This window comes from Lacisediminihabitans sp. (genome assembly GCF_036404185.1).
GTDB lineage: Bacteria > Actinomycetota > Actinomycetes > Actinomycetales > Microbacteriaceae > Lacisediminihabitans.
The window spans coordinates 1-21596 of record NZ_DASWPB010000034.1 but is presented as its reverse complement, the minus strand read 5'-3'; the positions used below and the strand labels follow the sequence as shown (position 1 = coordinate 21596).

The following is a 21596-nucleotide window of genomic DNA, read 5'->3' as shown; positions in this document are numbered from 1 at the left end:
GCCCATGCCGCCGAGGCGGTGGCACTCGGCCTCACGGTGACGGTCATCGACCGCGACAGCAGGGCGGTCGGCGCGTCCGTCCGCAACTTCGGCCACTGCTGCATCACCGCCCAGTCCGGGGAGCTGCTCGAGCTCGCGCAGGCGGCGCGTGAGCGCTGGCTGCACCACAGTGCGGCAGCCGGATTCTTCTCGGTGCGGTCGGGGGCGCTCGCGGTCGCCAGGAATCCGGAGGAGCTCGATGTGCTCGACGAGCTCTCCGCGGGCCGAGAGACCGGCCAGGTGCGGCTGATCGGCGCGGACGACGTCCGCGACCGACTGTCCTCCGGCGATCCGGCCGTCGTCGGAGGAGCGGTGCTTCGCGACGACCTGCGGGTGGACCCGCGCGAGGCCGTCGGCTCGCTCGCCGCCTGGCTCGCCGAGCAGGGGGTGCGGTTCCTCTGGCGCACCTCCTACCTCGGGCAGGACGGCGGGACGGCGACCACCTCCCGGGGCAGCGTCCGGACCTCGCACACCATCGTCTGCGTCGGCCACGACCTCGATTACCTCTATCCGGAGCTCGCCGAGGAGCACGGGGTCGAGCGCTGCGGCCTGCAGATGGTCAGGGTCGCCGCCCCCGGTGCCCGATCCATCTCGCCCGCGGTGCTCACCGGCACCTCCATGCTCAGGTATCCGGCCTTCACGGAGACGGCGGCCGCGGCGGCCCTCCGGACCAGACTGGCCGCGGAGGATCCGGAGCTCGTGCGGCTGGGCGCCAACGTCATGGTCACCCAGCGGCCGGACGGCACGCTTCTCGTCGGCGACAGCCACCGGTACGGGCCCACCATGGACCCCTTCCTGGACGAGGGGACGTCCGAGGCCCTGCTCGCCAGGGTCGGCGAGGTGCTCGGTCTCGGGTCGTTGCGGGTGATCGAGCGGTGGCAGGGCGTCTACGCGTCGAGCCCAGAGCATCCGTTCCTCGTCGAGGAGGTCCTGCCGGGGGTGACGGCGGTCTCGGTGACCTCCGGCGTCGGCATGACGATCTCCTTCGGCCTCGCGCGCTCCGTGCTCGCGCGACTCGGCTGAGCCGGACCTCAGCCGATGGCCTCCGCGAGGCTCGCCTCGACGATGTTGAAGGCCTCGTCCAGCTCCGCCTCGGAGACGACGAGCGGCGGGGTCAGCGTCAGCACGTTGCCCATCGTCGTCTTGAAGCTCAGCCCCCGGCGCAGGCATCCGTAGAGCACCGCCTCCGCCAGCGCCGGGTCCGCCGTCCTGCCATCGTCCCTGACCAGCTCGATGCCCACCATCAGCCCGCGTCCGCGGACGTCGCCGATCGCCCCGAACCGCTCCGCGAGCGCGGCGGATCTGGCCAGGGCGATGGCGCCGAGTTCCGCCGACCGGGCGACGAGGCCCTCGTCCTCGATGATCTGCAGCGTGGTGAGGCCGGCCCTGGCCATGAGCGGGTTCTTCTCGTGGGTGTAGTGGCCGAAGGCCCAGGCCTCGCCGACGTCGAGCTCCTCACGGGCGACGACCGCGGCGACCGGGACGACACCGCCGCCGAGCCCCTTGCCGAGGACCAGGATGTCCGGGGTGACGCCCTCGTGCTCCGAGGAGAACATCCGTCCCGTGCGTCCGAGACCCGTGGGTATCTCGTCGAAGATCAGGAGGGTCCCCGTGGCATCGCAACTGCGGCGCACGGCCTGCCAGAACCCCGGCGCCGCCATCTCCGGCACGGCGCGCATGGGCTCGGCGATCACTGCGGCGACGTCCCCCTGGACCCGAAGGGTATAGTCGACGAGCTCGGCGAGGGACCTGCCGCAGTCGGCGGTGTGCGGCTCGTCGAAGCGGTGACCCGCGCCGAAACGATCCCGGAAGCAGCCGATCGGCGGCACGTGCTCCGCGCCGGTCAGGAGCGGGCCGATGGGGCCGGTGCGGAAGAGCTGTTCGCCGCCGACGCTCGCGGCGCCGAATCCCGCACCGTGGAACGACTCCCAGAACGACAGGGTCTTGAAGCGCCCCGTCGCAGCCCGAGCGAGCTTGAGGGCGACCTCGATCGCGTCGGAGCCCCCGGTGGTCAGCAGCACCCGATCGAGGCCGGCGGGGGTGACCTCCACGAGCTTCTCCGCGAAGCTCACGCTGATCTCGCTCGTGAACCGCCTGGGCACGAAGGGCAGCTCGCGGAGCTGGCGGGTGAGGGCATCCACGAGGCGCGGATGCCCGTAGCCGATCTGGTGCGCAGAGTTGCCGTGGAAATCGAGGTAGCGGGCGCCGTCCGCCCCGATGAGGTGCACGCCCTCTGCCCCGACGATGCTCGTCAGGCACGGGGTGGAGACGGCCTGCCTGAGATAGCTGCGGGAGTCGCGGTCGAGCACCGCCCGATCTACGACGGATCGCCCGGCCGCCCAGGCGCCGCGGAGGCCGCCCGTGTTGGTGTCGCTCTCGCTCTGCGCGGGTCCGTCGGGTCCCCGCGTCTCGTCTGCGCCCATCGTCGTCTCTTCCCCTGCCGCCGGTCGGGCGCGAATGTACACCACGGAGAAGAACAGCGCGGGGTCGAGACCGTTGGCGGAGAATTCCGACGACTGGACCGCCCGCATTCGCCGAATGTTCACCCAAGTGCACCCAGTGCTTTACGGAGTGGAAGGACTATCCCAGAAGGTCGATTTCGGTATCCGTCGGTTCGCCCCACAGCGCGAACGGCCGCAACGACCTTCTGGAGGACACTTTGATCAGCAAGCGTTCAATCGCAGGCGCCGCAGCAGTGGTCGCCGTGGCGATTTCGCTCAGCGCGTGCGCAGGCACGAGCACCCCGGCGTCCGACTCGAGCTCCGGCTCCGTCGACGCCAAGACCGCCACCAGCGCGGCCGACTTCGGCGGCCTGTCCGACCTCGTGGCCGCGGCCAACAAGGAGGGGCAGCTCAACGTCATCACCCTTCCCCCGTCGTGGGCCAACTACGGCAAGATCATCGAGGGCTTCGAGAAAAAGTACCCGAAGATCAAGATCAACTCGGCCAACCCCGATGGCTCCAGCGCCGACGAGGTCTCCGCCGCCAAGGCGCAGAAGGGCCAGACGACAGCCCCCGACGTCTTCGACCTCGGGACCGCCGTCCTGCAGCAGAACCTCGACCTGCTGGCGCCGTACAAGGTCAAGAACTGGGCGGACATCCCGTCCGACTTCAAGGACGCCGACGGCAAGTGGTACTACGACTACACCGGCCTCATGTCGGTCGGCTACGACTCGAGCGTCATCAAGACGGCGCCGAAGAAGATCGGCGACCTGCTCGGTGCCGACTACAAGGGCAAGGTCGCCATCAAGGGCGACCCGACCCAGGCCAACGAGGCCGCGAGCGCCGTCTACCTGGCCGCGCTGCAGAGCGGTGGCTCGGCCGATGACATCCAGCCCGGCATCGACTTCTTCGGCAAGCTGAAGCAGGCGGGCAACTTCCTCGCGGTCACGCCCACCCAGGCGACCGTCGCCTCGGGTGAGACGCCGGTGGTCATCCAGTGGAGCTACAACAACCTCGCCTGGGGCGCCGCGGGCGGATCCGCCGGCAACGCCAACTTCAAGACTGTTGTCCTCCCCGGAACGGCGCTCGGCAGCTACTACAACCAGGCCATCAACATCGACGCGCCGCACCCGGCCGCCGCCCGCCTCTGGGAGGAGTGGATCTACAGCCCGGAGGTGCAGAACCTGTACCTCGCATCCGGCGCCTACCCGGCGACGCTGACGGCGATGGAAGCCAACAAGACGGTCGACACCAAGGTGCTCGCCACCGTCGGAGCCGCACCGAAGAACTTCGTGCAGCTGACCGCCGACCAGGCCACCAAGGCCGCGACCCTGCTCACCGCCAAGTGGGCATCCGCGGTCGGCTAATCAGGTCATGATGACTGTCGCAGCACAGGCTGTGCCGGCCACCACCACGCGCGGCGCCGGGGTCACTCCCCGGCGCCGCAGCGTGGTTTGGGTCGGTCTGCTGCCGTTCGCCGCCTACGTGTTGTTGTTCCTGGCGATTCCCGCCGTGCTCGCCGTCGGCAGCGGGTTCTTCGACAACGCGGGCCACTTCACCTTCGCCAACCTGGCCGCCTTCGCCGACCCGAGCATCCTGCAGGAGTTCTTCGCCTCGATCTGGATCTCGCTGCTCACCGCGGTCGTCGGTGCGGTCGTCGGCGCGGTGATCTGCTTCGCCCTGCTCGGCACCAGGCCAGACGGCTTCCTGCGCACGACCATCGACTCGGCCAGCAGCGTGCTCGCCCAGTTCGGCGGCGTCATGCTCGCCTTCGCCTTCATCGCCACGATCGGGGTCAACGGCTTTATCACCCAGTGGCTGATCTCCCTCGGCTGGATCGACAACCCGCTCACCAACTTCGGCAACGACGGCCCGCTCATCTACCAGGTCGCCGGCCTCACCGTCGTCTACATGTACTTCCAGATCCCGCTCATGGTGCTCACCTTCATGCCGGCCATGGAGGGACTCAAGACCACCTGGGCCGAGGCGAGCGCGACGCTCGGCGGTACCCGGTACACCTACTGGACCCGGATCGGAATGCCGATCCTCGCCCCCGCCTTCTTCGGCAGCCTCATCCTGCTCTTCGCCAACTCGTTCTCGTCCTACGCGACGGCGGCGGCACTCATCTCGCGGCCGGTCATCATCCCGACCGCGATCAAGCAGCAGCTCACGAGCGAGACGGTCGTCGGCGTCGCCAACGTCGCCGGTGTGCTCGCCCTCGGAATGGTGGTCGTCATGATCGTGCTCATGTCCGCGTACGCGGCGCTCCAGCGACGCGCTTCGAGGTGGCAGCGATGACGGTTGCCAACGCGACGACCACCGACCTCCTCGCACCGAAGCCGTCCGGTCGCCTGGTCGGACCGCGCAGCTTCGCCGCAGAGCCGTCGAGGGCGACCCGCACGACCATCCTCGTGATCGTCGGGATCGTCTTCCTCGTGCCGATCTTCGCCATGGTGGAGTTCTCCCTCAGGGTCGGTCAGCGGGTGAACGGGGCGCAGTCCTACGGCTTCGAGCACTTCGTGGCCGTCTTCAACCCGGCGAACTCCGGCACCTACAGCGTGCTGTTCCAGGGCATCGTCAACTCCCTGGGCATCTGCGCGATCACCGTCGCCATCGTGCTCGTGCTGCTCCTGCCGACCATGATCTTCGTGGAGCTCAAGTTCCCGAAGCTCCGGCGGGTGCTCGAGTTCATCTGCATCATCCCGATCACGATCCCCTCGATCGTGCTCGTCGTCGGCTTCGTCCCGGTCTACTCCGTGGTGGCGAGCATCTTCGGCAGCTATCCCTGGACGCTCGCCTTCGCGGTGGGCATCATCGTGCTGCCGTACGCCTACCGCCCGATCGCCGCCAACCTGGCCGCGGTCGAGGTGACCATCCTCAGCGAGGCGAGCCGCTCGCTCGGCGCAGGCTGGGGCAACGTGCTGTGGCGGATCATCCTGCCGAACCTGCGCCGGGGCATCCTCGCCTCCTGCTTCATCACCATCGCCGTGGTGCTCGGGGAGTACACCATCGCCTCCTTCCTCAGCCAGAACACCTTCCAAACCGCGCTCGTCCTCATCCAGCACACGGATCCGTACGTCGCGGTGATCTTCTCGGTCTTCGCGCTGGTGTTCGTCTTCGTTCTTCTTCTTCTCATCGGCCGCCTCGGCAGCGGCGGCCGCAGCAACCGGAGGTCAGCATGACAGTCACGACAAGGACGCCCATGAACACCGCAGAGGCAGTACGCGAAGGCGCGACCGTCGAACTCACGAACGTCGTGAAGGACTACGCGGGCCACCGCGCCCTCACCGGCGTCAACCTGTCGATGGCCCCCGGGGAGTTCATCGCGCTGCTCGGCCCCTCTGGCTGCGGTAAGACGACGGTGCTGCGCGCGCTGTCCGGCCTCGAGTCGATCTCGGACGGTCGCATCACGATCGATGGACGGGACGTCTCCTACGTTCCGGTCAATAAGCGCGACATCGGCATGGTGTTCCAGGCCTACTCGCTCTTCCCGCACATGACGGTCATGCAGAACGTGGAGTTCGGCTTGCAGATGCGCAAGGTGGATGCGACCAGTCGTCGCGCCCGTGCCGCTGAGGCCCTCGACATGGTCGGCCTCGGCCACCTCGGTGCCCGCTACGCCCATCAGCTCTCCGGTGGTCAGCAGCAGCGGGTCGCCCTCGCCCGCGCACTGGTCACCCGCCCCAGGGTGCTCCTTCTCGACGAGCCGCTCTCCGCGCTGGATGCGAAGGTGCGAGTGCAGCTGCGCGACGAGATCCGGCGCATCCAGACCGACCTCGGCATCACGACGCTGTTCGTGACCCACGATCAGGAGGAGGCGCTCGCCGTCGCCGACCGGGTCGCCGTCATGCGCGAGGGCAACATCGAGCAGGTCGGTACCCCGGAGGACCTGTACACGCAGCCGGCCACCTCCTTCGTCGCGACCTTCGTCGGGCTCAGCAATCCCATCGACGGCCGGCTCGTCGGAGAGTCGGTCCGGGTGCTCGGCACCGATCTGCCGCTGCTGGGGACCGGGCCGGCGGACGGGGACGTGACGGCCTTCATCCGTCCGGAGGACATCGTCTTCGCCGAACGCGGCATCCCGGCGACGGTGGTCGTCTCGAGTTTCCTCGGCTCGCTGCGCCGCACCCAGGTGCGGCTCGAGGACGGCACGCTGCTGTTCGTCCAGCACGACGTGCGCACGCGGCCGCTCACCGGCGAGCAGGTGCATCTGGAACTCACCGGCCGCCCCGTCGCGGTCAGCTCGCGGGTTGGCTGAGACATTCCGCAATCCGCATAATGCCGGCCGTAGACTGACCGTGTGACCCTCACACGACGGAAAGCGCCACCGATCGAGCAGACTCGCCACGGCGCGGAGGAGTCCCTCCCTCCCGGCATGCGCATCGCCGGGGCTTGGTCGTGGCGGATCCTCGCGATCGCCGGCGTCGTCGCGCTGTTCATATTCCTCATCACGCAACTGCGCGACATCGTCGTCCCCTTCATGATCGCCCTGCTGCTGGCCGCGCTCCTGGTGCCGTTCGTCCAGTTCCTGCAGCGCCATCGCTGGCCGAAGTGGCTGGCCGTGGCCCTCGCGGAGGTCGGTCTGCTCGCGGTCGTCGGCGGGCTCGTCGTCCTCGTGGTGTTCCAGGTCCGCAGCGGCTTCCCCGATCTGCAGAAGCAGAGCATCCAGGCCTACAACGACTTCAAGGACTACCTGCTGCAGTCCCCGCTCCATCTGACCGAGTCCGACATCAACGGCTATCTGGGCCAGGCGTGGACGGCGATCCAGAAGGACAGCCAGCAGCTCTTCTCCGGCGTGGTCTCGGTGGGATCGTCTGCCGGACACTTCCTCACCGGCCTGCTGCTGGTGCTCTTCGCGACCCTGTTCATGCTCATCGACGGCAAGGGCATCTGGCACTGGGTGGTTCGGGTGTTCCCGCGCAACGCGCGTCCCGCCATCGACGGCGCGGGCCAGGCCGGCTGGCTCACCCTCACCAGCTTCGTCAAGGTGCAGATTCTCGTCGCCCTCATCGATGCCGTGGGCATCGGGCTCGGCGCCTACATCGTCGGCCTGTTCTTCGGCGGCTTCCCGCTCGTCATCCCGATCGCGATCGCGGTCTTCCTCGGGTCGTTCATCCCGGTCATCGGCGCCGTGCTCACCGGAGTGCTCGCCGTGTTCGTCGCCCTCGTGTACCTCAACCCCTTCGCCGCCCTCCTCATGCTCGGCGTGGTGATCGTCGTGCAGCAGGTCGAGGGCCACATCCTGCAGCCCCTCGTGATGGGCGGTGCGGTCAAGGTGCACCCGCTCGCCGTCGTCTTCGCCGTCGCGGCGGGAGGGTTCCTCGCCGGGATCCCCGGAGCGCTCTTCGCCGTCCCCGTCGTGGCGACCCTCAACGTGATGATCACCTACGTCGCGAGTGGCAAGTGGCACGCTCACCGTGACCCGACCCTGAAGGATGTCCCGCACGATGCCTGAGACCGTCCTGGCCGGCCCCACCCTGACCGAGTTCGAGCAGGCACGCCTCGTCGTGTCCCGGGTGGCCGCGATCACCCCCATGGAGAGCTCCGGCTACCTCGCCGAGCAGCTCGGCTCGCCCGTCTATCTCAAGTGCGAGAACCTCCAGCGCACGGGCTCGTACAAGATCCGCGGCGCATACAACCGTCTGGTCCGCCTCACGGAGGAGGAGAGGGCGCGGGGCGTCGTCGCCGCCTCCGCGGGCAACCACGCGCAGGGGGTGGCCTTCGCGGCGAGGGAGCTCGGCATCGCCGCCACGATCTTCATGCCGGTCGGCGTCGCCCTGCCCAAGCTGCAGGCCACCCGCAACTACGGGGCAGAGGTCGTGCTGCGCGGGCATACCGTCGACGAGCCGCTCAGGGCCGCCGCGGAGTTCGCCCTCTCCACCGGCGCCGTGCTCATCCCGCCCTTCGACCACGCCGACATCGTGGCGGGCCAGGGCACGCTCGGGCTCGAGATCCTCGATCAGGTCCCCGACCTCGACACGGTCATCGTCCCCATCGGCGGCGGCGGGCTGATCTCCGGCGTCGCCAGTGCGCTCAAGCAGCGGTTCGCCCGCGAAGGCCGCTCGGTCCGGATCGTCGGGGTGCAGGCGGCGAATGCGGCGCCGTACCCGATCTCGCTGCGCAACGGCGTGTCCACGGAGATCGCCATCTCGCCCACCATCGCCGACGGCATCGCGGTCAGCAAGCCGGGCATCCTCAACTTCGACATCATCAGGAACGCCGTCGATGAGATCGTCACCGTCACCGATGACGACATCGCGCGCGCGCTGCTCGTGCTGCTCGAGCGGGCGAAGCTGGTCGTGGAGCCCGCCGGCGCGGTCTCGGTGGCGGCCATCCTCACCGGTCAGGTGAAGAACGCCGGGACGACCGTCGCCATCCTCAGCGGCGGCAACATCGATCCCCTCGTGATGGAGCGCGTCATCTCCCGGGGACTTGCGGCCTCCGACCGCTACCTCAAGCTGCGGCTGACCCTTCCCGACCGGCCCGGCCAGCTGGCGAGGGTCGCCGAACTGATCTCGGAGGCGAACGCGAACGTCGTCGAGGTGTTGCACACCCGGCACGGACGCAACGCGCTCATCAGCGACGTGGAGATCGAGCTCAGCGTCGAGACCCGTGGCCCAGAGCACGTGCAGCGGGTGCTCGGACACCTGATCGAGGCCGGTTACGAGCCGAGGATCGACTTCTGAGGCACGCAGCCGCGCCGCCCCGAAACCGCGCCGCTTCGAGGCTGTGGAGACCCGGCGCCCGCGTTCATAACTCCTGCAGTTCCGTCCGCCTCCGCATGCCATGGGCCGGAATCCCGGCCCGCGGACGTCGGTCGACGAGAAAGTGCAGGAGTTATGCACCGAAAACGACGGGGGCGGAGGGCGACCGCGCAGGGGCTCAGGGCAGGTAGGTCTCGACCTTGTCGATCTCGACCGTGATCTGCTTGCCGTTGGGTGCCGTGTAGGTGACGGTCTCCCCGACGCCGTGGCCGAGAATGGCGGTGCCGAGCGGGCTGCCCTCGCTGTAGACGTTCAGGTCGCTGTCCTCGCCGACGATCTCGCGGCTGCCGAGGAGGAACACGCTCTCGTCGCCGAGGATGCGTGCGGTCACGACCGTTCCGGACTGCACGACGCCGGTGCTCGCGGGGGCGTCGCCGACCTTGGCGTGCCGCAGCAGCTCGGTCAGCACGCGGATGCGCGCCTCGATCTTGCCCTGCTCCTCCTTGGCGGCGTGGTATCCGCCGTTCTCCTTCAGGTCGCCTTCTTCGCGGGCTGCCTCGATCTTCTTGGCGATCTCGATGCGGCCCTCGTTCGACAGCTGCTCGAGCTCCGCGCTTCGGCGGTCGAACGCTTCCTGGGTGAGCCAGGTTTCGGTTGTCTCGTTGGACACATGCGCTCCTTGCGATGGACGACCGGTGGTGCGGCAGTCGCGCTTCTGAGCGGCGGCGCCGGACGACCGGGAGGGGATAAACAAATGAGACCGGCCACGCGGCCGGTCTCTGATCAATACCTCAGTTTAGGTCAGCCAACAGCGGTAGATCAAGCCGGTCACAGCCTGCTCGGAGCTTCTGACCGTGGTGGTGTGCGAGGTGGTGAACTCGGTGGCCGCCGGTATCCTGACGACACGCCAGCCCACGATCCCGTGGGCCTCGTTCTGCACCTGGAGGGCGCACTCGGCGGTGCTGCCCACCGGCATCGAGACCTGATAGCTGATGCTCACCGCCCGGTCGCCCATGATCACATGGCCGGTGTCCTCGGCGTCGAGGTTGCCGCCGGCCTGGTCGAGCCCGGCCCACAGCACCCAGGTCACCACGACGATCGCGGCGACGATGCCGCCGATGATGTAGATCCAGCGGTCGCGCCGCCGCTTGGCTGGCGTGCGCCCGTAGCGGGCGGCGAGGGTGGGACTCTCGGGGTCCGACGGCGGCCCGGCCGCGAGGTCGGTCTCATCGATGGCGATCATGAATGGTCCCTGCGCTTAGTCTGGTAGACCAAGGTTATCCGCTAGACCTGAGGAGTTCGGTGACACTGCGCCTGCTGGCCGTGCACGCCCATCCCGACGACGAGTCGAGCAAGGGCGCGGCGACCTACGCCTACTACCGATCCCGAGGCGACGAGGTCATGGTGGTCAGCTGCACGGGCGGGGAGCGCGGCGACGTGCAGAACCCCGCGCTCGAGCGCCTGCCGATGGCGGAGCGGGACATGGCCGGGCTGCGACGCATCGAGATGGCTCGGGCGCAGCGGGTCATCGGGTTCCAGCACCGCTGGCTCGGCTATGTTGACTCCGGGTTGCCGGAGAACGACGAGCCCCTTCCATTCGGATGCTTCGCGCAGGTCCCGCTCGGGATCGCCGCGGAGCCTCTCGTCGCGGTCATCCGGGAGTTCCGTCCGCAGGTGCTCGTGACCTACGACGAGAACGGCGGCTACCCGCATCCTGACCACATCCGCAGCCACGAGCTGTCGATGTACGCGCTGGAGGCGGCGGCGGATCCAGAGAGATACCCGGCGGCCGGCGCGCCGTGGCGGGTCACCAAGGTGTACTACGACCGGATCTTCAACCGTCCGCGGATGGAGGCGATGTACCAGGCCCTGCTGGAGGCCGATCCGGAGTCCGCGCTGCTCGAACGCATCACCGAGACCAGGGTATGGGCGAGCACCATGCCGGATCTGGCGACCACCCACGTCCCGGTCGGCGACTTCCTCGACCTGCGCGACGAGGCCCTTCGCTCGCACGCCAGCCAGGTCCCTCCCGACAGCGCCTTCTTCTTCTGGCCGAACGACCTGCAGCAGGCCGCCTGGCCGTACGAGGACTTTCAGCTCGCGAGTTCGCTCGTGGAGACCGAACTACCAGAGACCGACCTCTTCGCGGGGATCGTCGACGACCACGAAGCCATCGCATGAGCCCCATCGAGTTCGCCATCGTCCGGCTGGCGGCCACCCCGACACCCCAGCCGAACTTCGACGAGAACTCCGTCACCCCCGGCTGGGTCGGCTTCCTCATCACCTTCGGGGTGGCCGTTCTGGTCCTGCTGCTCTGCATCGATCTGGTGCGCAGGGTGCGCCGGGTGCGCTATCGCGGTGAGATCCGCGAGCAGCTCGAGGCCGAGCGACTGGCCGCCGAGCGCGCGAAGGACGAGACGACCAACTCCTAGCTGGTCGCCGCCTGCTCCCGTTCCGGGGGCAGGCGGTTCCCTTTCCGCGGCGGCTCCCGTCGTGGCGCCCTGATGGCGCCCATCCACAGGCCCGGTTATCCACCGTTCCCGCCGAACACCGGCGAGCGCTGTCCGCGCCTGCGCTATTCCTGTGGTGCCTCGTTGTCGTCGGACTGAGCGCCGACACCGGAAATACGGTGACGAATAAAAGTGTCTATTGACCTCAGGCATATAACCATGATTTTATCGATTTAGTAAAAGACAACTTCATCCTTCGTAAGGGAGCATCGGGTGAGCGAGTGGTGGCAAGACGCCGTGATCTACCAGGTCTATGTCCGGTCCTTCGCGGATGCCAGCGGAGACGGAATCGGCGATCTGGCCGGTCTCGCGGGGCGCCTCGACTACCTGTCCGACCTGGGGGTGGATGCCCTGTGGCTGAATCCCTGTTATGTCTCGCCGCAGCGGGACCACGGGTACGACATCTCCGACTATTTCGAGATCGACCCGGCCTACGGCAGCCTGAGGGATCTGACCGCCCTCATCGACGGGGCGCATCGGCGGGGAATGCGGTTGCTCATGGACATGGTCGCCAACCACTGCTCCGACCAGCACGAGTGGTTCCAGGCCGCGCTTGCCGGCCGTCGCGGGGGTCCGGAACGAGCACGGTTCCTGTTCCGCGATGGACGGGGGCCGGGTGGCTCGCTCCCGCCCAACAACTGGCAGAGCGTCTTCGGAGGCCCGGCGTGGGCGCGGATCGTCGAGCCGGATGGAGAGCCTGGCCAGTGGTACCTGCACTCCTTCGACGCCGGTCAGCCCGACTTCGACTGGAGGAACCCCGACGTCGTCGAGTATTTCGAGCGCGTCCTCACCCACTGGTTCGACCTGGGAGTGGACGGGTTCCGGATCGATGTCGCCCATGGCCTGATCAAGGACGTCGCGCTCCCCGACTGGCCGGGGGCGGACGACGGGACCGGAGGCCACAACGCCGCGATGTGGGACCGGCCGGAGGTGCATGACATCTACCGTGGCTGGCGGCACATCGCCGATGGCTACCGGGCGGAGCCCAAGTACTTCGTCGGAGAGATCTGGGTCCCCGGTGTCGATCGCCTGGCGAACTACCTCGCTCCGGACGAGCTCCATCAGGCGTTCAGCTTCGATCTCCTCGTGCAGCCCTGGGACGCCGCCCGGATGCGCGGTGCCATCGAGCGGACCCGTGCCCAGTCCGCCCGGACGGGCACGCCGGCCGCCTGGACGCTGAACAACCACGACGTGCATCGGGCCGTCACCCGCTATGGCCAGCGTCAGGAACTCGATGAGCCGTCCCCAAGCGACATGATCGCCGCGGCACGGCGTTCGGGCGAGGTCTCGCTGTCGCTCGGCATCCGCCGGGCCAGGGCCGCAGCACTGCTGCTCCTCGCGCTGCCGGGCACGGTCTATCTCTATCAGGGCGAGGAGCTCGGTCTCCCGGAGGTCTTCGACCTCCCGGATGATTCGCGGCAGGACCCGATCTGGCTGCGTTCCGACGGCGCGGAGCTTGGACGGGACGGATGCCGCGTCCCTCTGCCCTGGAACCGCGGCGTTCCCTTTTTCGGATTCAGCGGACCGGAGTCCGCCGATCCCTGGCTGCCTCAGCCGACGTGGTTCGGCGAGCTGGCCGTCGACGTTCAGGCGGGGGATCCCGGCTCCGTGCTCGCGCTCTACCGCGAGGCGATCGCTCGAAGGAGCGCCGTCTTCGGCCGGGGCACCGAGCTGCGCTGGCACGAAACCGGTTCGGCCGGGGTGCTCGCCTTCTCCCGCGGCGGCGGGACCTGCGTCGTGAACCTCGGCGACGAGGCGGCGGCTCTTCCGCGGAGCTGGCAGCTCGATCTCGTCCAGGCCTCCAGCCAGGGGGCGGATGCCGGGAGCATCGATCCCGATTCGGCGGTGTGGTTCGCGGGGGTCCCCACGGACGACGTCGTCCCCACACGCCAGAGGGACGCGGTCATCGCCGACCGTGAAACCGCTGGAACCACAGACCGGACACCGGTCTCGATCACTGAGGAGCAATGATGCATCACAGCAGAAAATGGATCGTGCTGGCGGCGGCCGCTTCGGCGGCGGCGCTCGCCCTGAGCGGCTGCGCCGGCGGCGGGGCTGCGGAGAGCACGACGGAGGTCACCGTCTGGCACTACTGGGACGGCACCAACGCCGACACCTTCGACTCGATGGTGAAGGACTACAACGCCAGCCATCCGGATGTCACCATCAAGCCGGTCAATGTGCCGAACGCCGACTTCCTCACGAAGGTCCAGGCCGCCGCACGGTCGAAGACGCTTCCGACGATGGTCATCGGCGACCTGATCTGGGTGCCGCAGATCGCCCAGATAGGAACCCTCGCCGACCTGAGCGCGAGCATCCCGTCCTCGACCCTGTCCGATATCAATCCGGCGCTGACCTCATACGGATCGCTGGACGGCAAGCAGGTCTCCGTGCCCGTCTCGGCGAACAACCTCGGGTTCCTCTATAACACCGACCTGTTCAGCCAGGCGGGCTTGGATCCCTCGAAGCCGCCGACCACCTGGGACGAGCTCATCGCCGACGGCAAGACGATCCTGGAGAAGACCGGCAAACCGGGGTACGAGCTGTACACCCAGGCGGCCGACGGCGGCGAGGGGCTCACCTGGGACTTCCAGGTCAACCTCTGGCAGGCGGGAGGCGAGTTCCTCACCGAGGACAACACGAAGGCGGCGTTCAACACGGCCGCGGGCAAGAAGGCCCTCCAGTACTGGGTCGACCTCATCAAGGACGGTGTCAGCCCCTTCGCGCCCTTCGGAGAATTCGAGAAGGGCAAGGCGGCCTCGGCCCAGGAGGGCTCCTGGATGGTGGGGATCTGGGCCAACGACCCGCCGTTCCCCTTCGCCTCGGCGACGGTGCCATACCCCTCGGACGGCAAGCCGGCCACCAACCTCGGTGGCGAGCAGGCGATGGTGTTCCAGGGCAAGGCCGCCCAGACCACGGCGGCGGGTGACTTCCTCGCCTGGTTCCTCAAGCCGAAGCAGGTCACCAGCTGGAGCGAGGCGACCGGCATGCTGCCCGTGACGAACACCGTCGCCACGAGCCAGGCCTACCTCTCCTGGGTCGACGACCATCAGCCGCTGCTGCGTCCCTACGTCGAGCAGATGGCCGACGCCAAGGCGCGGCCGAACACGGCCCTGTACCCGAAGGCGTCCAACGCCTTCGCACAGCAGATCGAGAAGGTGCTCGCCGGGCAGGCCTCGGTGAGCGACGGGCTGGATGCGGCCGAGGCCGCCGTCAACAACGTCCTCTCGGGAAACTGACCACGGTGTCAGTGCAGACACGGACGATCGCCCGCCCCCTTCGCCGGGGCGGGCGGTTCCGTCCCGTCTCGGAGCGTTACCGCCGTGAGGACGTCGTCACCGCATACGCCTTCCTCCTGCCCGCGATCGTGGTCCTGGGGGTCTTCGTCTTCTACCCGATCTGCTCGGCCGTCTACACCAGCCTCACCTCGTGGAACGGCTTCTCGGCCGAGATGCCGTTCGTCGGCGCGGCCAATTACGTCCGGCTGGTGCATGACCCCGAGTTCTGGAACTCGTTGCTGGTCACCTCGGTCTACGCGCTCGGCGTCTGTGTGCTCAGCGTCGGCTCCGGGATGACCGTTGCGCTCCTGCTCGACGCTCCTCTGCGCGGTCGTGGTCTCTACCGGGGCATCTACTTCCTGCCTGCCGTGACCTCCTCCGTCGCCGCGGCCATCGTCTGGCGGTACCTGCTCGATCCCTCCGGGCTGGTCAACGCGCTGCTCGGCCGCCTGGGCATCGACGGCCCGGACTGGCTCGGTGAGCGCTGGCTCGCGCTGGGGGCGCTCACGCTCCTGACGGTGTGGAAGAACGTCGGTTTCAACGCCATCCTCTACCTGACGGCGATGCAGGCGCTCCCCTCCGGGGTCTTCGAGGCCGCGAGCATGGACGGCGCCGGCTTCTCGCAGCGGCTGCGGTACCTGACCGTGCCGCTGCTGCGTCCGATGACCTTCTTCGTGGTCATCCAGGCGCTCATCACGAGCTTCCAGGCCTTCGATCTCGTGTACGTGCTGACCGGGGGAGGTCCGTCCGGCGGCACCGAGGTGCTCGGGATGTTCATGTACCGCACCGCCTTCCGGCTGAGCGACTTCGGGTACGGCTCCGCGATCGCCTTCGTGACGCTGTTCCTCGTGCTCGGCGTCTCCCTCGTCCAATGGCGCGTCTCCGGGTCGGGAAGGGCGGATCGATGATGAGACGCACCACCGCGGTCGCCCTCGCCCGGCACGCCGTGCTCATCCTGGGAGCGCTGCTGGTGGTCGGCCCGTTCCTGTGGATGCTGACGACGGCGCTGCAGACGCGTGCGGAGAACTACACAAACGCCTCGCTGCTGCCGACCTCCTGGCACTGGGAGAACTTCGTCCACGCCTGGCAGGCGGCACCGTTCGGCCGCTACTACCTCAACAGCCTGGTCATGACGGCCGGGATTGTCTGCGGACATCTGGTGCTCGACGCGCTCGCCGCGTACGCCTTCGCCCGCCTGAGATTCCCGTTCAAGAACACGATCTTCGTCCTGCTGCTGGCCGCCCTCATCGTCCCGACCTTCGTCACGGTCATCCCGGCGTATTCGCTCACGGCATCGCTCGGCTGGATCGACAGTTACGCCGGGCTGATCGTGCCCAGGCTGGCCGATGTGTTCGGGGTGATCCTGCTGCGCCAGTTCTTCTCGACGATTCCCGTGGAGCTGGAGGAGGCGGCGCGCATCGATGGATGCAGCAGGGTCGGCACCTTCCTGCGCATCATCGTCCCACTCTCGAGGCCGGCGTTCGCGACCCTGGCGATCTTCAGCTTCCTGTTCGCCTGGAACGACTTCCTCTGGCCGCTGCTTGTGACCAATTCCGACGAGCTGCGGACGATCCAGATCGGTCTCTCGGCCTTCCAGGGACGCTACGGAACGTCGTGGAACTATCTCATGGCGGGCACCCTCACCGCGACCATTCCGAGCATCCTGGTCTTCCTGATCTTCCAACGGGCACTGGTCAGGGGAATCGCCATGACCGGGCTCAAGGACTGACCCCGCCACCGAATCGAGAAACACCATGACAACCGTCACGCCTTCCGCCTCCGCGTCCGAGCAGACCGCGCCGGACTGGCTCGCCGATGCCGTCTTCTATCAGATATTCCCCGATCGGTTCGCCAACGGCGACTCGACCCTCGACCCGCCGGGAGTCGAGAACTGGGGCGCCGAGCCGACCGCGGACAACTTCTTTGGGGGAGATCTGAAGGGAATCACGGACCATCTCGACCACGTCGTCGCCGTCGGCGCCAATGCCATCTATCTCACGCCGATCTTCCAGGCGAACACGAACCACCGGTACGACGCCACCGACTACTTCTCCGTCGACGGACGGCTGGGCGACGACGGATCGTTCCGGCGGTTCCTCGCCGCCGCCCACGAGCGAGGCATCCGGGTCGTCCTCGACGCCGTCCTCAACCATTGTGGTGACGGTCACTGGGCCTTCCGCGATGTGATCGAGCACGAGGCCAGCTCGCGGTACGTCAACTGGTTCTCCGTCGAGGGCTTCCCGGTGCGTGCGCATCCGGTGCCCAACTACCGCACCTGCTCCGGGTGCTACTACCTGCCCAAGTGGAACGCCTACAACCCGGAGGTGCGCGAGCACCATTACGCCGTCGCCCGGCACTGGGCGCAGAAGGGGATCGACGGCTGGCGGCTCGACGTGCCTTACTTCATCAACCACGAGTTCTGGCGGGGCTTCCGGAGGACGGTGAAGGACATCGATCCGGAGCTCTACATCGTCGCGGAGGAGTGGCGGGAACCGGAGCAGTGGCTGCAGGGCGACCTGGCCGACGGGACCATGAACTACACGCTGAGAGATCTGGTGCTCGGCTTCACGGCGGACGCGGCGGGGGGTGCCAAGGCCTTCGCGGCGGGCATGACCCGGCTGCGCGACCGCATCCCGGAACGGGCGCGTCCCGCCATGCTCAACCTGCTCGGCAGTCACGACACCGAACGCGTCCTCACCCGCCACCGCGACGATGTCGCCCAGAGCAAACTCGCGTACGCCCTGCTGTTCGCGGCACAGGGAAGTCCGATGCTCTACTACGGAGACGAGGTTGGCATGACGGGCGAGAACGATCCCGGCTGCCGCGGATGCATGCCCTGGGACCGGTCCGTGTGGAACACGGAGCTCCTCGAGTGGGTCACCGACCTGACCTCGCTCAGGCACCGGATCGTCGCCCTGCGACGGGGCAGCCAGTCCGTTGCGGCGCTCGGCGACGAGGTCGCCCTCGTGCTGCGGGATGCGGGGGAGTCGGGAGTCGCGCTCGTCGCCGTCAACCGCGGCGCGGCATCCGTCGTCCTGCCGGACCGCGTCCTCGACGGACGTCTTTTCGGGGCCGACGTCGATCCCCGTTCCTGGTCCGTCGCGCTCGATTCGTCGCCCTCGACGGGCGGTGACGCGCGTGCCGGCTACTCGATCGCGCCCGGCTCCGCCCTCGTGCTGGTCGGCGGGTCCCGGCCGTGAGAGCACGACGCGTGACCATGCAGGACGTGGCCGAGCGGGCGAACGTCTCCAAGACCGCGGTCTCCTTCGCCTTCAACGACACCTCGAAGCTGTCCGAGCCGACGCTCAGGCACATCCTCGAGGTCGCCGCGCAGCTCGGCTACTCGCAGGATCCGGCGGCGAGGATGCTGCGGACCCGTCGCACCAACAGCCTGGGGCTCCTCCTGCCCCAGCAGCTGGACCTCGTGCTGGCGAACCCCTACTACACGCAGTTCCTGCAGGGCATCGGGCAGACCTGCAATCGTGAGGGGTTCACCCTCCTGCTGGCCCCTCCGCTGCGCGGCTCGATGGTGAAGACCATCCCCTACGCGGCGGTGGACGGTTTCATCGTGAGCGGGCTCGAATACGATCGCGGCGAGGTGAGCGCCCTGCGACAACGGGGCATCCCGTTTGTGCTCGTCGACAGCGAGCATCACGATCAGGTCTCCTCCGTGGAGATCGAGGATGGACAGGGGATGCGGACGCTCGTCGAGCACCTGCTGTCGCTCGGTCACCGCCGGTTCGCCTTCCTGGCCTTCGAGACGGGAGTGGCCGGTGGCCATGCGAACTGGCGGGGGCCGGTGCTGCGACGGATGACCGGTGCGCTCGCCGCGCTCGGGACGGCCGGGCTGTCGCCCGAGAGCGAGGGGATCGACGTCCTCGAGGTGGCCTGCACCCGTCCGGGCGGAGAACGGGCCTTCCGGGAACTGTGGGCGGCAGAGGACCGCCCGACGGCGATCGTCTGCTTCAGCGACGTCATCGCCCTCGGCGTCCTCGACGCGGCTCATGAGCTGGGCGTGTCGGTGCCCGGCGAGGTCTCCGTGACGGGCTTCGACGACCTCGCGGAGGCTCGACTGTCCCAGCCCGGCCTGACCACCGTGCACCAGCCCATCGAGACGAAGGGCCGTCTCGCCGCGGAATACCTCGTCGAGTCGATCTCGGCGGCCGAACCGCCGCGAGTCCATCGACAGGAACTGCACACCGCTTTCCTGCTCAGGGACTCCACCGGAGCTCCTCGTTGACGAGCGACGGGTGGCAAAAGCGACTCGATCTCGCATAAGACGCTGGGGCTTCCAGTCCCTTGTCATCGTGATGATCTCTCGGTATTAATCGATTCGAAACGGCAGGCCGACTGCCGCGAATGGATGACAAGGAGGTCATGACAATGCCATCACCACACTTCCCCCGGAACCGGCGTCGATGTGCCCGATTGCTCGGCACCATCGCCGTGACGGCCCTGACGGGCGCGCTCGTCGCCCCGATAAGCGGGGCGGCCGGGGCGGCGACGACGAGCGTTCCTTCTCCCGGCCCGCTTGCGGAGGGAGACGTGATCTACCAGGTGCTCGTCGACCGGTTCGAGGACGGCGATCCGACGAACAACGACGACGGACAGGGCGAGTACAACCCGGCGGATCTCGGCTTCTATCACGGCGGCGACTGGGCCGGTCTCACCGAGAGGCTCGACTACATCGCCGATCTCGGGGTGACCGCGATCTGGATCTCTCCCGTCTCCGAGCAGCAGCCGCTGTCCAGGGATGGGAATGAGGCGAGCTATCACGGCTACTTCACCAGGGACTATGCGACCCCGAACGATCACTTCGGGGATGCCGCGGAGCTTCAGGAACTGCTCGACACCGCGCACGGCCTGGGTTTGAAGATGATCCTCGACGTCGTGCCCAACCACACGGCGGACTATCTCGCGGGCACGTCGACGACCTATTCACCGAGCGGTTATAAGCCCGCCGCTCCGCTGGGCAACGCGTCGTATTTCCACCACAACGGCGATTGCCTCTTCGACGGGTCCGAGACGCAGGCGCAGATCGAGAGCTGTGATCTCGGCGGCCTCGACGATCTGGACCAGTCGAACAGCACGGTGTCGAATCATCTCATCGACACGTATCGGGACTGGGTGGGCCTGGGATTCGACGGGATCCGTGTCGATGCTGCGCGCTCCATACCGAAGGAGTGGCTGGCCGACTTCGAGGATGCCATGGGAGTCCCCACCTTCGGCGAGGTGTTCGTCGGGGATGTCGACTATGTGTCCGACTACCAGAACTACGAGTGGGGTGTGCTCGACTTCCCCTACTTCTTCACGGTGAGAGACGCGTTCGCCGCCGACACGGACATGAACGCCCTGGGCAACCTGTTCGACCAGGACGGCAAGTACGCAGATCCCAATCGTCTGGAGACGTTCCTCGACAACCACGACAGGGCCCGGTTCCTCACGTGGGCGGATGACAACTATCAGCGGCTGCGTTCGGCGCTCACTTTCCTGCTCACCAGCAGGGGCGTGCCGGTGATCTACTACGGCACGGAGCAGGCGGACGACGGCAATGGCAATGCGAGCGAAGTGCCGATCGCCAACAAGGACAACCGGAAGGACATGACGAGCTTCGACGAATCCGCGCCGATCTATCGGCACATCCAACGGCTCACGACGATCAAGGCGGCGAATCCGGCGCTGCGGGTGGGCACTCAGCGGGAGATGTGGTCCGACAGCTCCGTGTACGGATTCTCCCGTCGGGTCGACAGCACCGGGGCCGAGGCGATCACCCTCTCCAGCAACTCCTGGACCACGCAGACCCGCACCGTGCCGCTCCGGGCGGAGAGCTCGCTTCCGGTGGGGACGGTGCTGACCAACCTCATGAACACGGGGGACACCGTCACCGTGGTTTCCGGAGGGCCGACCGGCAAGCAGATCTCCGTCTCGCTCGGCGAGCACGAGTCCAAGGTCTATGCGCCGGGGACGCCCGTGTCGCCGTACACGCCGGATGCCCGCAACACGACCAGGATCCGCGTCCACTACGACGTCGGGCTCGGCAACTCGATTGCGATCCGCGGTGATACCTACCCGTTCACCTGGACCGCCGGCCGCGGCGCGAGGAACGTCGCGAGCGACGTCTGGGAGTTCGAGCTGGAGCGGATTCCGGACGGCGCAACCTTCCAGTTCAAACCGCTGATCAACGACGCGATCTGGTCGACGGGAGCCAACTACACCGGAACGGGCGGCGACACCATCGACGTGTTCCCGACCTTCTAGCGTGACCGGCGGGCGCGGTCCGTCTCCTCCGGGACCGCGCCGCCGCTAGCCGGTCAGCGGCGGGTTGATCGCGATGAGGAAGATGCCCGTCCAGTGGCAGAGGAAGGCCAGGAGCGTCAGCGCGTGGAAGATCTCGTGGAATCCGAACACCCCGGGGACCGGGTTCGGGCGTTTGAAGCCGTAGATGACGGCCCCGACGGTGTAGAACAGGCCGCCGACCAGGATGAGCGTCATCATGACCGGATTGGCCCGGAAGAAGTCCACGATGAAGACCAGTGAGGCGTAACCCAGGAGCAGATAGAGCGGGACGTAGAGCCAGCGCGGCGCGCCGATCCAGAACACCCGGAAGCCGATGCCCAGCAGGGC

20 protein-coding genes are annotated in these 21596 nt (G+C 67.8%); 16 read left to right on the top strand and 4 right to left on the bottom strand.

The genetic code is table 11. The features are described from left to right. A partial coding sequence (locus tag VGC18_RS01800) for a TIGR03364 family FAD-dependent oxidoreductase (protein ID WP_331093611.1) occupies positions 1 to 1062 on the top strand: 1062 nt, incomplete at its 5' end. Positions 1063 to 1070: 8 nt separating this feature from the next. Here VGC18_RS01800 and pbfA read toward each other — a convergent pair. After that, positions 1071 to 2570: a (R)-1-hydroxy-2-aminoethylphosphonate ammonia-lyase gene (pbfA, locus tag VGC18_RS01795; RefSeq protein ID WP_331093609.1), complete on the bottom strand. Its 1500-nt coding sequence runs from the start codon at positions 2568 to 2570 to the stop codon at positions 1071 to 1073. Positions 2571 to 2743: 173 nt separating this feature from the next. Between pbfA and VGC18_RS01790 the strand changes: the two genes are divergently transcribed. From VGC18_RS01790 to ilvA, 6 genes are read left to right on the top strand one after another with little or no spacing between them, the layout of a single operon-like run. Continuing rightward, complete coding sequence (locus VGC18_RS01790) at positions 2744 to 3847, top strand: ABC transporter substrate-binding protein (protein WP_331093607.1); 1104 nt, start codon at positions 2744 to 2746, stop codon at positions 3845 to 3847. A 10-nt stretch (positions 3848 to 3857) separates the two neighbouring features. After that, entirely contained in the window at positions 3858 to 4778 is a 921-nt protein-coding gene (locus tag VGC18_RS01785) for an ABC transporter permease (protein ID WP_331093605.1), read from the top strand. After that, entirely contained in the window at positions 4775 to 5662 is an 888-nt protein-coding gene (locus tag VGC18_RS01780) for an ABC transporter permease (protein ID WP_331093603.1), read from the top strand. Before VGC18_RS01785 ends, VGC18_RS01780 begins: the two co-directional genes overlap by 4 nt. 20 nt (positions 5663 to 5682) lie before the next feature. Then, entirely contained in the window at positions 5683 to 6738 is a 1056-nt protein-coding gene (locus VGC18_RS01775) for an ABC transporter ATP-binding protein (protein WP_331093601.1), read from the top strand. A gap of 42 nt (positions 6739 to 6780) precedes the next feature. Then, the gene (locus tag VGC18_RS01770) at positions 6781 to 7935 is read left to right on the top strand and encodes an AI-2E family transporter (RefSeq protein ID WP_331093599.1); all 1155 of its coding nucleotides are present in this window, start codon (positions 6781 to 6783) and stop codon (positions 7933 to 7935) included. Beyond that, positions 7928 to 9166, top strand: coding sequence for a threonine ammonia-lyase (ilvA, locus tag VGC18_RS01765; RefSeq protein WP_331093597.1), 1239 nt, complete (start codon positions 7928 to 7930; stop codon positions 9164 to 9166). The genes VGC18_RS01770 and ilvA overlap by 8 nt, the downstream gene beginning before the upstream one ends. 196 nt (positions 9167 to 9362) lie before the next feature. Here ilvA and greA read toward each other — a convergent pair whose 3' ends face one another. Next, positions 9363 to 9854 (bottom strand): transcription elongation factor GreA, encoded by a 492-nt coding sequence (greA, locus tag VGC18_RS01760; protein ID WP_331093595.1) that lies wholly within the window; start codon positions 9852 to 9854, stop codon positions 9363 to 9365. 126 nt (positions 9855 to 9980) lie between these two features. After that, a complete protein-coding gene (locus VGC18_RS01755; RefSeq protein WP_331093593.1) occupies positions 9981 to 10427 on the bottom strand; it encodes a DUF4307 domain-containing protein in 447 nt (148 codons plus the stop codon). Positions 10428 to 10486: 59 nt separating this feature from the next. Between VGC18_RS01755 and mca the strand changes: the two genes are divergently transcribed. The 9 genes from mca (at position 10487) to VGC18_RS01710 (ending at position 21230) form a co-directional block, all read left to right on the top strand. Beyond that, positions 10487 to 11365, top strand: a complete 879-nt coding sequence (gene mca, locus VGC18_RS01750; RefSeq protein WP_331093590.1) for a mycothiol conjugate amidase Mca — start codon at positions 10487 to 10489, stop codon at positions 11363 to 11365. Continuing rightward, on the top strand, positions 11362 to 11616 hold the full coding sequence (locus tag VGC18_RS01745) for a hypothetical protein (RefSeq protein ID WP_331093588.1): 255 nt from the start codon (positions 11362 to 11364) through the stop codon (positions 11614 to 11616). Before mca ends, VGC18_RS01745 begins: the two co-directional genes overlap by 4 nt. Positions 11617 to 11907: 291 nt before the next feature. Then, positions 11908 to 13665, top strand: coding sequence for an alpha-amylase family glycosyl hydrolase (locus VGC18_RS01740; protein WP_331093587.1), 1758 nt, complete (start codon positions 11908 to 11910; stop codon positions 13663 to 13665). Further along, positions 13665 to 14933 (top strand): ABC transporter substrate-binding protein, encoded by a 1269-nt coding sequence (locus VGC18_RS01735; RefSeq protein ID WP_331093585.1) that lies wholly within the window; start codon positions 13665 to 13667, stop codon positions 14931 to 14933. Before VGC18_RS01740 ends, VGC18_RS01735 begins: the two co-directional genes overlap by 1 nt. Before the next feature lie 5 nt (positions 14934 to 14938). After that, on the top strand, positions 14939 to 15880 hold the full coding sequence (locus VGC18_RS01730; protein WP_331093583.1) for a sugar ABC transporter permease: 942 nt from the start codon (positions 14939 to 14941) through the stop codon (positions 15878 to 15880). Next, on the top strand, positions 15877 to 16701 hold the full coding sequence (locus VGC18_RS01725) for a carbohydrate ABC transporter permease (RefSeq protein ID WP_331093581.1): 825 nt from the start codon (positions 15877 to 15879) through the stop codon (positions 16699 to 16701). The genes VGC18_RS01730 and VGC18_RS01725 overlap by 4 nt, the downstream gene beginning before the upstream one ends. Before the next feature lie 25 nt (positions 16702 to 16726). Then, positions 16727 to 18172: a glycoside hydrolase family 13 protein gene (locus tag VGC18_RS01720; protein WP_331093579.1), complete on the top strand. Its 1446-nt coding sequence runs from the start codon at positions 16727 to 16729 to the stop codon at positions 18170 to 18172. 17 nt (positions 18173 to 18189) lie between these two features. Next, a complete protein-coding gene (locus VGC18_RS01715) occupies positions 18190 to 19212 on the top strand; it encodes a LacI family DNA-binding transcriptional regulator (protein ID WP_331093613.1) in 1023 nt (340 codons plus the stop codon). A gap of 143 nt (positions 19213 to 19355) precedes the next feature. Further along, entirely contained in the window at positions 19356 to 21230 is a 1875-nt protein-coding gene (locus VGC18_RS01710) for an alpha-amylase family glycosyl hydrolase (RefSeq protein WP_331093576.1), read from the top strand. Positions 21231 to 21275: 45 nt separating this feature from the next. Here the strand turns inward: VGC18_RS01710 and VGC18_RS01705 are convergent. Beyond that, on the bottom strand, positions 21276 to 21596 hold a 321-nt coding region (locus VGC18_RS01705; protein ID WP_331093574.1), incomplete at its 5' end, for a hemolysin III family protein.

Bases quoted from the DNA above. Each gene is read 5' to 3' on its own strand.
- VGC18_RS01785 (WP_331093605.1), top strand. From the start codon at position 3,858: ATGACTGTCGCAGCACAGGCTGTGCCGGCCACCACCACGCGCGGCGCC.
- VGC18_RS01715 (WP_331093613.1), top strand. From the start codon at position 18,190: ATGCAGGACGTGGCCGAGCGGGCGAACGTCTCCAAGACCGCGGTCTCC.
- VGC18_RS01775 (WP_331093601.1), top strand. From the start codon at position 5,683: ATGAACACCGCAGAGGCAGTACGCGAAGGCGCGACCGTCGAACTCACG.
- ilvA (WP_331093597.1), top strand. From the start codon at position 7,928: ATGCCTGAGACCGTCCTGGCCGGCCCCACCCTGACCGAGTTCGAGCAG.
- VGC18_RS01725 (WP_331093581.1), top strand. From the start codon at position 15,877: ATGATGAGACGCACCACCGCGGTCGCCCTCGCCCGGCACGCCGTGCTC.
- VGC18_RS01755 (WP_331093593.1), bottom strand. From the start codon at position 10,427: ATGATCGCCATCGATGAGACCGACCTCGCGGCCGGGCCGCCGTCGGAC.
- VGC18_RS01780 (WP_331093603.1), top strand. From the start codon at position 4,775: ATGACGGTTGCCAACGCGACGACCACCGACCTCCTCGCACCGAAGCCG.
- VGC18_RS01745 (WP_331093588.1), top strand. From the start codon at position 11,362: ATGAGCCCCATCGAGTTCGCCATCGTCCGGCTGGCGGCCACCCCGACA.
- VGC18_RS01720 (WP_331093579.1), top strand. From the start codon at position 16,727: ATGACAACCGTCACGCCTTCCGCCTCCGCGTCCGAGCAGACCGCGCCG.
- VGC18_RS01710 (WP_331093576.1), top strand. From the start codon at position 19,356: ATGCCATCACCACACTTCCCCCGGAACCGGCGTCGATGTGCCCGATTG.
- VGC18_RS01735 (WP_331093585.1), top strand. From the start codon at position 13,665: ATGCATCACAGCAGAAAATGGATCGTGCTGGCGGCGGCCGCTTCGGCG.
- pbfA (WP_331093609.1), bottom strand. From the start codon at position 2,570: ATGCGGGCGGTCCAGTCGTCGGAATTCTCCGCCAACGGTCTCGACCCC.